This is a genomic window from Cellulomonas sp. P4_B5_2 (assembly GCF_056402235.1).
This window is the reverse complement of record NZ_JBFUHU010000201.1, coordinates 1-12,709: the sequence shown is the minus strand read 5'-3', so window position 1 is coordinate 12,709 and position 12,709 is coordinate 1. Positions and strand designations below refer to the sequence as shown.

Here is a 12,709-nt window from a genome sequence, read left to right as displayed (position 1 = left end):
CCGCGGGGCTCGGCCAGCTCGCCGTCGGCATCGCCGTGCTCGTGGCGCTGGTCACCGGCGTGCCGGCGGTCGGCGCCGGGCTCCTGACCCCTGTGGAGCTCGCCGTCGTCGTCCTGACGCCCCTCGCGGCGTTCGAGGCGACGTCGCTGCTGCCCGCCGCAGCGATCCAGGTCCAGCGGTCGCGCGCGGCTGCCGCCCGGATCCTCGCCCTGCTCGACGCGCCGACGGACCCCGTCCCGACCGACCGTGGCACCGCCGGTCCTCCGCTGGTCGCCGCCGGCGTCGCCGCGGGCTGGCCGGGCGCGCCCACCGTGCTCGAGGGTCTCGACCTGGACCTGCGCGCGGGCCGGTCGGTGGCGATCGTGGGACCGTCCGGCACCGGAAAGACGACCACCCTGCTCACCCTCGCCGGGCTGCTCCCCCGGCGCGGCGGATCGCTCGCGCTCGGCGGGCACGACGTCGACCACCTCGCCCGCGACACCGTCGTCGGCGCCGTGGTGGTCGGCACGGAGGACGCGCACGTGTTCGGCACCACCGTGCTCGAGAACCTGCGGGTCGCCCGCGGCGACGTCACCGAGGCGGAGGCGGTCGCCGTCCTGGCGCGCGTAGGGCTCGGCGACTGGCTCGCCGGGCTGCCGGACGGGCTGGACACGCTGCTCGGCCCGGACGCGCGCACGGTGTCCGGTGGCGAGCGCCGCCGGCTGCTCGTCGCCCGCGCACTGCTCTCGCCGGCCGAGCTGCTGCTCGTTGACGAGCCCGCCGAGCACCTCGACCCGGACCGCGCGGACGCCCTGGTCACCGACCTGCTGGGCGACCCTCGCGGGGTCGTCGTCGTCACGCACCGACTCACCCCGCTCGGCGCCGCGGACGAGGTCCTCTGGCTCGAGGGCGGACGGGTCCGGGCGCGCGGGACGCACGACGACCTGGTCGCGTCGGCGCGCGGCTACCGTGAGCTGCTGGACCGCGAACGCGCGGACGACGAGACGGGGGCCGAGCGTGCGCGATGAGACAGCCGGCCACCGGCTCACCGAGGTGCCGGACTCGGCCCTCCCGCTGACCGGCGACGGACTGACCGACCTGCTCGGCGCCATCCTCGCGGTCGCCAGCGAGCTGGAGCTGGCCACCGTGCTGGAGCGGTTCGTACAGGTCAGTGCCGAGCTCACCGGCGCGCGGTACGGCGCCCTCAACGTGCTCGACGGGCACGGCACCTCGACCACCTTCGTGTTCACGGGCGTCCCGACCGCCGTCGCGGGTGCTCTGCGGACGGCACCCCACGCCCAGGGCGTCCTCGGCCAGATCCCGGAGACGGGCGTGCTGCGTCTGGACGACCTGCGCGAGCACCCGGCATTCCGCGGGTTCCCGCGCGAGCACCCGCCGATGGGCTCCTTCCTCGGCGCCTCCGTGCGCGTCGGCCCCCGCGTGTTCGGCCAGCTCTACCTGTCCGAGAAGGCCGGCGGCTTCACCCAGGCCGACGAGGACGTCGTGGTCGCCCTCGCCGCCGCCGCAGGGGTGGCCGTCGCGAACGCGCAGCTGTACGCCGAGGCCGAGCGGCGCGAGCACTGGCTGCGCGCCGGGCAGGACATCACGACCATGCTCCTGGAGGGCATCGACGAGGAGGAGGCGCTCGACCACATCGCGGCCACCGCCCTCGAGCTCGCCGGCGCAGACACCGCCGCGCTGGCCCTGCCCGGCGTCGGCGGGGAGCTGCTCATCGAGCTGGCCGTGGGGTACGAGAGCGAGCGCATCCTCGGCGCCCGGATGCCGATGGGCGGACGCGCCTGGACGGTGATGACCGAGGGCAAGGGCCTGCTCACCCCCTCACTGTCGGCGGCCCGCACTGTCGCGGTGCCCGTGATGCGCTCGTTCGGACCCGCGCTGTACGCACCGCTGCGGTCCTCGGGGCAGGACATGGGTGTGCTCATCCTCCTGCGCAAGATCGGCGCCACCCCGTTCGACGTGAGCGACCTGGCGACCGCCGAGTCGTTCGCCGCGCAGGCCGCCCTGGCCTACGTGCTGGCGGGTGCGCGTCACGCCCAGGACCTGGCCTCGCTGCTCGACGAGCGCGAGCGGATCGCCCGCGACCTGCACGACCTCGCCATCCAGCAGCTGTTCGCCACCGGCATGCAGCTGGAGACCGTGCGGCGACGAGCCGCGCGCGGCGTGGACGCGACCGAGCTCACCGGCATCGTCGACGACGCCCTCGACAACGTGGACGCCTCGGTGCGCCAGATCCGGCAGATCGTGCACGAGCTCCACGACCCCGACGCCGCCTCCGGGCTCGTTGAGCGGCTGCGCCGGGAGGCGTCCCTCGCGCGCACCGGGCTCGGCTTCGCGCCCTCGTTCGTCGTCAGCCTGGACGGCGAGGCGCTCGTCGACGGTGGCGTCGAGGAGGACCAGTTCGACGAGCGGGTGGGTCAGGCGCTGGCGTCGGACGTGGTGGCGGTCGTCCGCGAGGGGCTGGCGAACGCCGCGCGGCACGCGCACGCGTCGTCGGTCATCGTGCGCGTGACCGTGCACGGGGCCGGGCCGCTCGGGTTCGTGCTGGTGGAGGTGCAGGACGACGGTGTCGGTCTGCCGGCGCGCCGCGACCGGAGCTCCGGCACCGGCAACCTCGTCTCGCGCGCGCGGCAGCATCGCGGGACGTTCAGCCTCGGCACCCCGCCGGACGGACGCGGCACGCTGCTGACGTGGGAGGCCCCGCTCGGCTGAGCGGCTGCCCGCGCGTCAGTGACCGGGCTCGGCCCGCCAGCCGGCGTGCTTGCGCGACGCGACCCATGCCGCCACCTGCGTCCGGCGCTGCAGCCCCATCTTGGCCAGCAGCGACGTGATGTGGTTCTTGACGGTCTTCTCCACGACGCCGAGGCGCTCGGCGATCTCCCGGTTGGACAGGCCCTCGCCGATGAGGTCGATCACGCGCAGCTCGCTGGGGGTCAGGCTCTCGGTCGGGTCGTCGTGCCCGGCCTTGCGACGGGTGACCGTCCGCTCGTCGAGCAGGATCCGGCCGGCCGCGACCGCGCGGATGACGTCGGTGATCTCCGCACCGCGCACGGACTTGAGCAGATAGGCGGCCGCACCGGCGTCCAGCGCGGCCGCGAGGGCGTCGTCGTCGTCGAACGACGTCAGCACGATCGCGCGCGCGGACGGGAGCTGCTCGCGCAGCGCGCTCAGCAGCTCGATGCCCGTGCCGTCCGGCAGCTGGAGGTCCACGAGGAGGACCTGCGGACGCACCAGAGCGGCCCGCCGCACGCCGTCGGCCACCGATCCGGCCTCGGCGACGACGGACATCCCGTCGGCCCGGTCGACGACCTCGGCGATCCCTCGCCGGACCACCTCGTGGTCGTCGACGATCATCACCGTGATGGGACCTGCGGAGGCGCTGATGTGGGGCACGGTGGCATCGTAACGAGGGTGACCACCTTGCTGCTGCCGACCACGCTGTCCGACGAGCCGACCGTGCCGTCCGATGTCCGAATTGTCCGGTACGACGTGGGTGAACCTGTGCCCGACGGGGCCCTCGATGCCGACTCTCTCGTGCTCTGGGGCAACGGGCACGAGCAGATGTCCGACGCCGCCCGCCGCCTGACCCGGCTGCGCTGGGTGCAGACGCTCGCCGCCGGCCCTGACGCCACGCTCGCCGCGGGGTTCGCGGACGACGTCGTCATCACCTCCGGGCGCGGCCTGCACGACGGTCCGGTGGCCGAGCACACGCTCGCCCTGCTGCTGGCCGCGGCCCGCCGCCTCCCCGAGCTGGTCCGCGCGCAGGACGAGCACCGCTGGGCCGGCGAGCTCGGCGGCATGCAGGACTCCCGGCCGGGGCAGGCGTTCCGGACGCTCGACGGCGCCCGCGTGCTGATCTGGGGCTTCGGGTCGATCGCCGCCCGGCTGGCGCCCCTGCTGGCCGCGCTGGGCGCCACGGTCACCGGCGTGGCCACGGCAGCCGGCGACCGCCACGGCTTCCGGGTGATCTCGGCCTTCGACCTGCCGGACGAGCTGCCCCTGACCGACGTGCTGGTCTCGCTCCTGCCCGCCACCCCGCAGACGCAGCATGCGGTGAACGCCGACGTGCTGTCGCTGCTGCCGTCGCACGCATGGGTGGTCAACGTCGGCCGGGGCGCGACCCTGGATGAGACGGCGCTGCTGGACGCGGTGCAGGCCGGCCGGCTGGCTGGCGCGGCGCTGGACGTGTTCGAGACCGAGCCGCTGCCCGCCGACTCCCCGCTCTGGGACGAGCCCCGCGTGCTGATCAGCCCGCACGCCGCGGGCGGGCGGCCCGTCGGTGCAGGCGAGCTGATCGCGGAGAACCTCTCCGCGTACCTGTCCGGCGGCAGGCTCCGCAACGTGGTGCAGCGCTAGAAGCGACCCCGTCGCGGGCGCGGCTGGCAGTGCGGGCAGCTGTAGGACGACCGGTTCATGAACTCGTCGCGGCGCACCGGGGTGCCGCAGCGGGGGCACGGGCGACCCTCCTGCCCGTACACGGCGAGCGAGCGGTCGAAGTAGCCCGAGGCACCGTTCACGTTCACGTAGAGCGCGTCGAAGCTGGTCCCGCCCTGGGCGAGCGCCTCGGTCATCACCGCAGCCGCACCCTCCAGCGCCCGGACCACCTCGACGCGGCGCAGGGTCTCGGTCGGGCGCGCGTAGTGCAGCTGCGCGCGCCATAGCCCCTCGTCGGCGTAGATGTTCCCGATGCCCGAGACGAGGGTCTGGTCCAGCAGCGCCCGCTTGAGGCCGGTCTTGCGCCGACGGACCGCCGCGACCAGTGCGTCGTGGTCGAGTGCGGGATCCAGCAGGTCGCGGGCGATGTGCGCGACCGGTTCCGGCAGGACCGGCAGTGGCGAGCCGAGCCCGCCGGGCGAGCCGTCGGGCGTCGGCACCAGGTCGGGGACGCTCAGGTGGCCGAACGTGCGCTGGTCGACGAAGTCCAGGGCGGACCCGTCGTCGAGGTCCAGCCGCACCCGAAGGTGAGGGTGCTCGACGCGGCCGACGCCCGGCTCGCGCACCAGCAGCTGCCCGCTCATGCCCAGGTGCGCCAGGAGGGCGTCGTCCCCGTCGTCCAGCAGGAGCCAGAGGAACTTGCCGCGCCGGACGGCCGCATCGAGCCGGCGCCCCCGCAGCCGGCCGGCGAAGTCGAGGGGGCCGTCGACGTGCCGCCGGACGCTGTAGTCGCGGCGCACCTCGACAGCCGTGACCGTGCGACCGAGCACGTGCCGCGCGAGCCCGTCCCGGACGGTCTCGACCTCGGGCAGCTCCGGCACGTCAGGGCAGCGGCAGCGCGGCGAGCACCCGGTAGGCGTCCGCGGCTGCGTCCTGCTCGGCGAGCTTCTTGGCCGGTCCCACCCCGACCCCCCGCGGCTGGCCCGCCACGACCGCGCGTGCGGTGAACGTCCGGGAGTGGTCCGGACCCTCGCCGGTCACCTCGTAGCTGGGCGCACCGAGCCCCAGGGCGGCGGACAGCTCCTGCAGCGAGGTCTTCCAGTCGAGGCCGGCACCGAGCCCCGCAGCAGCCTCGAGAGACGGGCCGACCAGCCGCTCGACGAGGGTGCGCGCCGTCTCCACGCCGTGGCTGAGGTAGACCGCACCGAACACCGCCTCGAGCGTGTCCGACAGGATCGAGTCCTTGTCCGGCCCGCCCGTGGACAGCTCGCCCTTGCCCAGGAGCACGTAGCTGCCCAGGTCGAGGTCCCGCGCGACGACCGCGAGGGCCCGCTGGGACACCGTGGCGGCCCGCATCTTCGCGAGGGCGCCCTCCGGGAGGTCGGGGTGGGCACGGTAGAGCCGCTCGGTGACCACGAGCGCTTCTCGAGAAGTTCTGCCGCGGCACTCACGCCGGTCCTCCGGTCATCGAATGCTCCACGGCGGACGAGCTGGGCTCAAGGAGCCGCAAGCTCAGCCTCAGCGGACCTCGAACTCGGTCCGCACTGCCTCGGCGTAGGCACGGTCCTTGTAGATACCGCACGACGGGCAGGCCGTGTGCGGCATCTTGTTGGCCTTGCACTGCGGGCAGGTGTGGAGCGTCGTGGCAGTGGTCTTCCACTGCGACCGACGCGCACGGGTGTTGCTGCGCGACATCTTGCGCTTCGGAACAGCCACGGCTAGCTCTCTTTCGTCTCGTCGTTCGAGCCCACGAGGCCGCCCAGAGCGGCCCAGCGAGGATCAAGCGTCTCATGCGAGTGGTCAGGGTCGTCCGCCAGTCGCGCTCCACACTCGGAGCACAGGCYGGGGCAGTCGGGACGGCACAGCGGCTGGAACGGCAGAGCCGGCACGACCGTGTCCCGCAGCGCAGGCTCGAGGTCGACCAGGTCGCCCTCCAGCTCGCGCACGTCCTCCTCGTCGTCGCCGTCCTCGACCGCGACCGCCGCGCGCTCGGGGTACACGTACAGCTCCGTGAGCGAGACGTCGACATCCTCGACGACCTCACCCAGGCAGCGCACGCACTCCCCGATCGCCCGACCACGGACGGATCCGGTGACCAGGACCCCCTCCATGACTGCCTCGAGCCGCAGATCCAGCTCGACGTCAGCCCCGGTGGGGATGCCGATCACATCCGTCCCGAGATCTTCCGGGGCACCCACGGTGCGCTGCACGGTCCTCGTCGATCCCGGACGTCGACCGAGCTCGTGCGAATCGAGCACGAAGGGCGAACGGGGATCGAGGTGAACAGGGCGCGGCACGGCCAGGGTCCCCTCGTTGATCTCGGTACGGCCATGAGCGGCAGAACCAACGGATCACTCTACGGCACAGGTCAGGGGCCGCCCAAATCCTCCGCGAGTGGCGCAGGTCTCACATCTCGACCGGCTCAGCCCTCGTCGACGCCGAGTCGTCCCGCCAGCTTGGCCCGGCCGGCCTGCACCTGGCTCAGCACCTTGCCCAGGTCGATCTCGAAGTCCGCCAGCCGGCGGTCGCAGTAGTCGTCGGCCTCCCGCTGCAGGCGCTCCGCGGTCTCCTCCGCGTCGGCGACCACCTGCGCCGCGCGCTCCCGCGCCGCGACGACGACGGCCTCCTGGTCGACGAGTGCCTCCGCCTGCGCGCGTGCCTGCGCCAGCAGGGCGTCCGTGTCCGCCTGCGCGACCGACCGGGCGGCGTCGGCGTCGGCGAGCACCTCGTCGGCGCGCGAGAGCTGGCTGGGCAGCACGTCGCGCGCCTGGTCCACGAGGTCGAGCAGCTCGGCGCGGTTCACCAGCACCGAGGACGACATCGGCATCGCCCGCGCGTTAGTGACCGCCGAGGCGATCGCGTCCAGCACCCCGGTCAGGCCCTCGGGCCGAGTCGTCGGATCCTCGTCGGTCATCCTGCGTCCCCTCCTCGAAGTGCTGCACGTACCGCGTGGGCGACCGGCCCGGGCACGAGGTCGTCGATCGGCCCGCCGTACCGTGCCACGTCCTTGACCAGCGACGACGCGATGTGGGCCAGGGCCTGGTCACCGACGACGAACACCGTCTCCACACCCGACAGGTGCCGGTTCATGAGTGCCATCGGCAGCTCGGCGTCGAAGTCGGCGCCACCGCGCAGGCCCTTGACCACCGCGACCGCACCCACCGTACGGACRAAGTCGGCCAGCAGCCCGTCGACAGCCTCGACCCGCACGCCGTCCACGTCCGAGAACACGTCGCGCGCGAGGGCGACGCGCTGCTCGACGGGCAGCAACGAGGACTTCGTGGAGTTGCGGGCGACGCCGACGACGACCTCGTCGAACATCGACCGGGCTCGTCGGATCACGTCGACGTGACCGAGCGTGAGGGGGTCGAACGACCCGGGGCAGACGGCAGTGGTCACCTCGTCAGGGTAGGCCAGCGACCGCGTCCGGCCACGGGAACGCGGCCGGGGCGCACGGGGTCAGGGCTGAACGCTCTCCGCGAGCTCGGCGAACCACATGACCGTGTCGCCGTACGCGCGGCGGTCGAACCGGAGCAGAGTCGGGGGCCACGCGGGCTCCGGGGTGCGCGACGCCCGCTCGACGACGACGACCCCGTTGCCGGACAGCGCCGCCCCCACCCCGGCCAGCACGCCCCCCAGGTCGGCCTCTGCCAGGTCGTACGGCGGGTCGAGGAGCACCAGGTCCCACGGCGCCGTCGGTGCCCGCAGCGCGAACCGCTCGGCCTTCTCCGTGAGCACCTGCACCGTTCCCGCGAGCCCGAGGGTCGTCACGTTGCGGCGGCACACCTCGGCGGCGTCCCGGGCGGCCTCGACCAGGGTCACGTGCGCGGCGCCGCGGCTGGCGGCCTCGATCCCGAGCGCGCCGGAGCCCGCGTACAGGTCGAGCACGCGCGCTCCGTCGACGACGTCGAGGTGCTCGAGCCGCGAGAAGAGGGCCTCCCGCACGCGCTCGCTCGTGGGTCGAGTCCCCGTGCGCGGGACCTGGAGCACGCGGCCGCCGACCGACCCCGCGACGATCCGGGTCACCGACGCGCTCCCGCCCGCTCCTGCTCCTGGGCGTCCATCAGGGTCTCCATGAGCGACCGCGTGCGGATCGACGAGGCGACCGCCACGGCGATGAGCGACAGGATGATCTGCGCGTAGAGCAGGATCGGGTTCACGGTGCGGAGCAGCACCCCGATCCAGACCGGGAGCAGGCAGAGCACGACGAGGTCCGGGCCGCGCGCGAGGACGGTGGCGACGCCCGTCGGCAGCGCACCCATCGGGGTCGACACGAGGGCACCTCCCCAGTCGGGTGCGGGCCGGTACGAGGCACGGACGGCCGCCGCCGCCCACACCGGGGTCGACGCCAGCCCGAGCGCGATCCAGCCGGGGACGTCGGAGGCCCACCGGCCCACCGCGGCGAACGCGACGACGGACCACAGGGCCATCGCGGCGGCGGGCACGACCATGCGCAGCCGACGGACCGTCTTGGCGTCGATGGGCAGCAGCCGGTCGAGGATGGGCGCCATCTCGGCACGCCGGGCGCCCTCGCCGGTCGCACTCATCGCCACCGAACCCGCGACGAGCAGGGCCAGCAGGACCCCGATCGAGCTGGCGAGCTGCGGGACGGTGCTCACGAGCACGGGGACGAGCGCCGCAACGACGAGCTGCACCAGGTGCCGGGCCGACCGACGCAGAACTACGACATCGGCGGTGATCAGCGCGGACACCGGCCCTCGTGCGGTACGGAGCCGGGAGACCCACCGCCGCACCGGCGCGGCGGCACCGTCCGTCAGCGCGCGACCGAGCTCGCGCGAGTCCATCGACACGACCGCGCCCACCGCCTGGGTGGCCACCGAGCCGCTCTCGCGCAGGCTCCGCGCGGGCATCCGCCCGAGCCGCCTGTCGACCACCACCGCGAGCGCCGTGACGACCGGGACGAGCGCGGCGACCAACCACCACGGAGCCCCCGGCACCTCGTCCACCGACCAGCCGACGCGCGCGAGGACGACCGCCGCGACGGGGGCGAGGAAGAGCAGCACGTCACCGGCCAGCGCGATCGACCGTCGGGAGACGCTCGCGGACTGTCCCACGGCCGCGACCAGCACGATCCCGGCTGCGACCAGGGCCGCGGTCGCCGCGACCCGCACGACGCGCAGTCCGGGGTCCGCGAGCAGGCCGGCGTCCAGGAGTGCGACGAGCACCGCACCGACGAATCCCGCGAGCAGCGGCAGCCGGCGCGCCGCGGGGCGCAGCAGCCCACGGCGGTCGACGGGGAGACCGAGCCACCAGGCCGCCTCCGCTCCCCCGGCACCGACTGGGCCCAGCCGGCCGGCGAGCGACAGGAGCGCCCCCGCGAGGGCCACGATGATGACGACGACGAGCGTGGCCAGGCTCAGCGAGAGCGGCGCCTCCACCTCCGGCGACGGCGGCAGCGACGCGCGCATCGCCTGCGCGAAGCCGAGGGCGATGCCGACGCTGATGGCGATGCTGATCACGGCGTAGTAGACGCTGGACAGCAGGTCGCCGATGTTCGCGCCGCCGCGGGCGTTCGCCGCCTGGGCGGTGAACCGCCGGATGCTCTTCGCGGACGGGACGTCGCCGAGCTCGAACGGCTGGACCGCGGGCTCGTCGTCGTGGGTGCCGACGGCCTCGGTCACGGGTTCTCCCGCGCGATGAGGTCGGCAGCCTGGTCCGTGGGCAGGACGCGGGTCACGTCGTCGGCCACGTGCACGGCGCGGTCGGCGACCGCGCGGAGCAGGTCCGGGTCGTGCGTGGCCAGCAGGACGGCGCCGCCCGACTGCTTCTCCGCGACGATCCGTGCGGCGAGCCGGTCGCGCATCGCCCGGTCGAGCCGCTGCTCGGGCTCGTCGAGGACCAGGAGCGACCGCGGGCGGACGAACCCCGCGGCGAGCAGCAGCCGGCGCCGCTGCCCAGAGGACAGGGCCACGGGCAGCGACTTGGCGTGGTCGGTCAGGCCGAACTCGGCGAGCAGCCCCGCGACGACGTCCTGCGCACCGTGCACCCCGTGCCCGCGGGCGGTCAGGTACAGGTGCTCCGAGACCGTGAGCGCCGGGAAGTACGCGTCGTCGTCGAGGACGCTGGCTACCTTGGTGCGGAACCCGACGTCCCGCTCGTCGACCGGTCCGCCGAACACCTGCAGCGACCCGCCCGACGGCTCGAGCAGACCGATCACGGCGCGCAGCACGGTGGACTTCCCCGAACCGTTGGCGCCGACGAGGGCGACGACCTTGCCGGGCGCCAGCGTGAACGTCACGGGTGCGCACACGGGCGCCCCGCCGTAGCCGACGAGCAGGTCCTGGGCGCGGATGACGGGCTTCGACACGTGCGCCAGGGTATCCGCCGGACGCCCCGGCTCCCGACGCTCAGCTCTGACCCAGGAACTCCTTGCGCCCGTCGGCCAGCTGCAGGTCGATCGCCGCACGCAGCGCGGGCCAGGCCCCGAGCTCGGGATCGGCCTCGACCAGCGCGCGGGCGTCGTCGCGCGCCCGGTCGATCACCGCTCCGTCGCTCACGATCCGCAGGAACCGGAGCGTGCCCCGGCGCCCGGACTGCGCCGAGCCGAGGACGTCCCCCTCCTTGCGCAGCTCGAGGTCCACGCGCGCGAGCTCGAACCCGTCGGTCGTCGCGGCCAGCGCGCCCAGGCGTTGCGCGGCGACGGTGCCCTCGGGGGCGTCGGCGACGAGGAGGCAGAGCCCGGGCGCGCTCCCCCGGCCCACGCGGCCGCGCAGCTGGTGCAGCTGGGAGAGCCCGAAGACGTGTGCGTCGAGGATCACCATCACCGTGGCGGCGGGCACGTCCACGCCGACCTCGATGACCGTCGTGGACACCAGCACCGGCGTGCGGCCGGAGGAGAAGTCGGCGATCGCCCGGTCCTTCTCGTCGCTGGTCATGCGCCCGTGCAGGAGGCCGACCTCGACACCGCCCAGCCGCGGGTCGTTGCGCAGGGTGTCGACGACCTCCAGCACGGCGCGCAGTGGCCGCTTCGGGGCACGTCCTTCGGCGGCCTGGGCCTCGCGGACGGTCGTCGGCTCGTCGAGGATCAGGTCCGCACCGTCGGTCTCCCGCGGCCCGGCGGCGGCGCCGTCGTCGTCCGCGTCGATCCGCGCGCACACGACGAAGGCGCGTCCCCCGCGCTCCACCTCCTCGCGCACCCGGCTCCACGTCCGGTCCATCCACGCTCGGTTGTCCGCGGGCACGACGTGCGTGGTCACCCCGCTGCGCCCGGCGGGGACGTGCCGCAGCTCCGAGATCTCCAGCTCGCCGAACACGGTCATGGCCACCGTGCGCGGGATCGGCGTGGCGGTGGTCACCAGCAGGTGCGGGGCGTTCGCGGCCTTGGCCGTCAGCCGCCCCCGCTGCTCGACGCCGAACTTGTGCTGCTCGTCGATGACGACGAGCCCCAGGTCGGCGAACTGCACGGGGTCCGACAGCAGGGCGTGCGTGCCGACGACGATCCCCGCCTGTCCGCTCGCCGCCTCGAGCAGGTTGCTGCGCCGCTCGGCGGCGTTCTGGGCGCCGGTCAGCAGAGCCACGCGCGTACCGATCTCCGAGCCGCCCAGCAGCCCGCCCTCCGCCAGGTCGCCCAGCAGCGCGCGCAGCGTCCGGACGTGCTGCGCCGCGAGCACCGACGTGGGGGCGAGCAGTGCGGCCTGACCGCCCGCGTCGACCACCTGGAGCATCGCGCGCAGCGCCACGACCGTCTTGCCCGAGCCGACCTCGCCCTGCAGCAGCCGCTGCATCGGGTGCGGGCGGGCGAGGTCCTCGGTGATCTGCTCGCCCGCCGCGACCTGGCCCTCGGTGAGGGTGAACGGCAGACGGGCGTCGAAGGCGTCCAGCAGCCCGCCGGAGCGCGCCAGGCGTGCCGTCGACTCCTCACGCTGCGCGTGCGCCCGCCGACGGGCCAGCTCGGCCTGCAGCACGAAGGCCTCCTCGTAGCGCAGCCGCGCCTGCCCCTTGCGCCAGTCCTCCTCGGTCTGCGGGACGTGGACGGCGCGCAGGGCGCTCCAGCGCGACGCGAGATGCCGTTCGGTGCGCACCTGGTCCGGCACCGGGTCGGGGACGTCCGCCTCCGTGAGCCGGTCGAGCTCCTTGCGCACCGCGGCGCGGATCTTGTCCGACTCCAGCCCCGCGGTCGCCGGGTAGATCGGGATCGGCCACTCGGCCTCCTCGAGGGCGACCGCCTCGTCGACCTCGTGGCCGAAGATCGCATAGGTCGGGTTGGCCAGCTGGAGCCGGCCGTTGAACACGTTGATCTGGCCGGAGAACAGCCCGAGCGATCCGGGCACGAGGCGCTTGAGGTGGAACTCCGCCATCGAGCGGTGCGGCATGAAGA

The 12,709-nt window shown here is 74.3% G+C and carries 13 protein-coding genes and 1 pseudogene; 3 read left to right on the top strand and 11 right to left on the bottom strand.

Annotated features, from left to right (window positions below):
- Together AC1DUQ_RS14650 and AC1DUQ_RS14645 are read left to right on the top strand one after the other, a co-directional pair.
- A partial coding sequence (locus tag AC1DUQ_RS14650; RefSeq protein WP_477074031.1) for an ATP-binding cassette domain-containing protein occupies positions 1-1,007 on the top strand: 1,007 nt, incomplete at its 5' end.
- The gene (locus AC1DUQ_RS14645) at positions 997-2,709 is read left to right on the top strand and encodes a sensor histidine kinase (protein ID WP_477063002.1); all 1,713 of its coding nucleotides are present in this window, start codon (positions 997-999) and stop codon (positions 2,707-2,709) included. The genes AC1DUQ_RS14650 and AC1DUQ_RS14645, both read left to right, overlap by 11 nt.
- A gap of 15 nt (positions 2,710-2,724) precedes the next feature.
- On the opposite strand, the gene AC1DUQ_RS14640 is transcribed toward AC1DUQ_RS14645, so the two are convergent.
- Positions 2,725-3,351: a response regulator gene (locus tag AC1DUQ_RS14640; RefSeq protein ID WP_421736114.1), complete on the bottom strand. Its 627-nt coding sequence runs from the start codon at positions 3,349-3,351 to the stop codon at positions 2,725-2,727.
- Between the two features lie 57 nt (positions 3,352-3,408).
- On the opposite strand from AC1DUQ_RS14640, the gene AC1DUQ_RS14635 reads away from it, so the two are divergent.
- Positions 3,409-4,353, top strand: a complete 945-nt coding sequence (locus AC1DUQ_RS14635; RefSeq protein WP_477063003.1) for an NAD(P)-dependent oxidoreductase — start codon at positions 3,409-3,411, stop codon at positions 4,351-4,353.
- Here the strand turns inward: AC1DUQ_RS14635 and mutM are convergent.
- The 10 genes and pseudogenes from mutM to AC1DUQ_RS14585 form a co-directional block, all read right to left on the bottom strand.
- The gene (mutM, locus tag AC1DUQ_RS14630; protein ID WP_477063004.1) at positions 4,350-5,252 is read right to left on the bottom strand and encodes a bifunctional DNA-formamidopyrimidine glycosylase/DNA-(apurinic or apyrimidinic site) lyase; all 903 of its coding nucleotides are present in this window, start codon (positions 5,250-5,252) and stop codon (positions 4,350-4,352) included. The genes AC1DUQ_RS14635 and mutM overlap by 4 nt on opposite strands.
- A gap of 1 nt (position 5,253) precedes the next feature.
- A pseudogene (locus tag AC1DUQ_RS14625) lies at positions 5,254-5,790 on the bottom strand (ribonuclease III family protein); the annotation flags it as partial.
- Between the two features lie 99 nt (positions 5,791-5,889).
- A complete protein-coding gene (rpmF, locus tag AC1DUQ_RS14620) occupies positions 5,890-6,087 on the bottom strand; it encodes a 50S ribosomal protein L32 (RefSeq protein ID WP_477063005.1) in 198 nt (65 codons plus the stop codon).
- 2 nt (positions 6,088-6,089) lie between these two features.
- Positions 6,090-6,668, bottom strand: a complete 579-nt coding sequence (locus AC1DUQ_RS14615) for a YceD family protein (protein WP_477074030.1) — start codon at positions 6,666-6,668, stop codon at positions 6,090-6,092.
- 125 nt (positions 6,669-6,793) lie between these two features.
- Complete coding sequence (locus tag AC1DUQ_RS14610; RefSeq protein ID WP_477063006.1) at positions 6,794-7,285, bottom strand: hypothetical protein; 492 nt, start codon at positions 7,283-7,285, stop codon at positions 6,794-6,796.
- Positions 7,282-7,770 (bottom strand): pantetheine-phosphate adenylyltransferase, encoded by a 489-nt coding sequence (gene coaD, locus AC1DUQ_RS14605; RefSeq protein WP_477063007.1) that lies wholly within the window; start codon positions 7,768-7,770, stop codon positions 7,282-7,284. Before coaD ends, AC1DUQ_RS14610 begins: the two co-directional genes overlap by 4 nt.
- Before the next feature lie 60 nt (positions 7,771-7,830).
- Positions 7,831-8,397 (bottom strand): 16S rRNA (guanine(966)-N(2))-methyltransferase RsmD, encoded by a 567-nt coding sequence (gene rsmD, locus AC1DUQ_RS14600; protein WP_477063008.1) that lies wholly within the window; start codon positions 8,395-8,397, stop codon positions 7,831-7,833.
- Positions 8,394-10,013 carry a DUF6297 family protein gene (locus tag AC1DUQ_RS14595; protein WP_477063009.1) on the bottom strand — a complete coding sequence of 540 codons (1,620 nt, stop codon included), beginning with the start codon at positions 10,011-10,013 and terminating at the stop codon, positions 8,394-8,396. The genes rsmD and AC1DUQ_RS14595 overlap by 4 nt, the downstream gene beginning before the upstream one ends.
- Positions 10,010-10,699 carry an ABC transporter ATP-binding protein gene (locus AC1DUQ_RS14590; RefSeq protein ID WP_056089865.1) on the bottom strand — a complete coding sequence of 230 codons (690 nt, stop codon included), beginning with the start codon at positions 10,697-10,699 and terminating at the stop codon, positions 10,010-10,012. The genes AC1DUQ_RS14595 and AC1DUQ_RS14590 overlap by 4 nt, the downstream gene beginning before the upstream one ends.
- A 40-nt stretch (positions 10,700-10,739) precedes the next feature.
- A partial coding sequence (locus AC1DUQ_RS14585; protein ID WP_477074029.1) for an ATP-dependent DNA helicase RecG occupies positions 10,740-12,709 on the bottom strand: 1,970 nt, incomplete at its 5' end.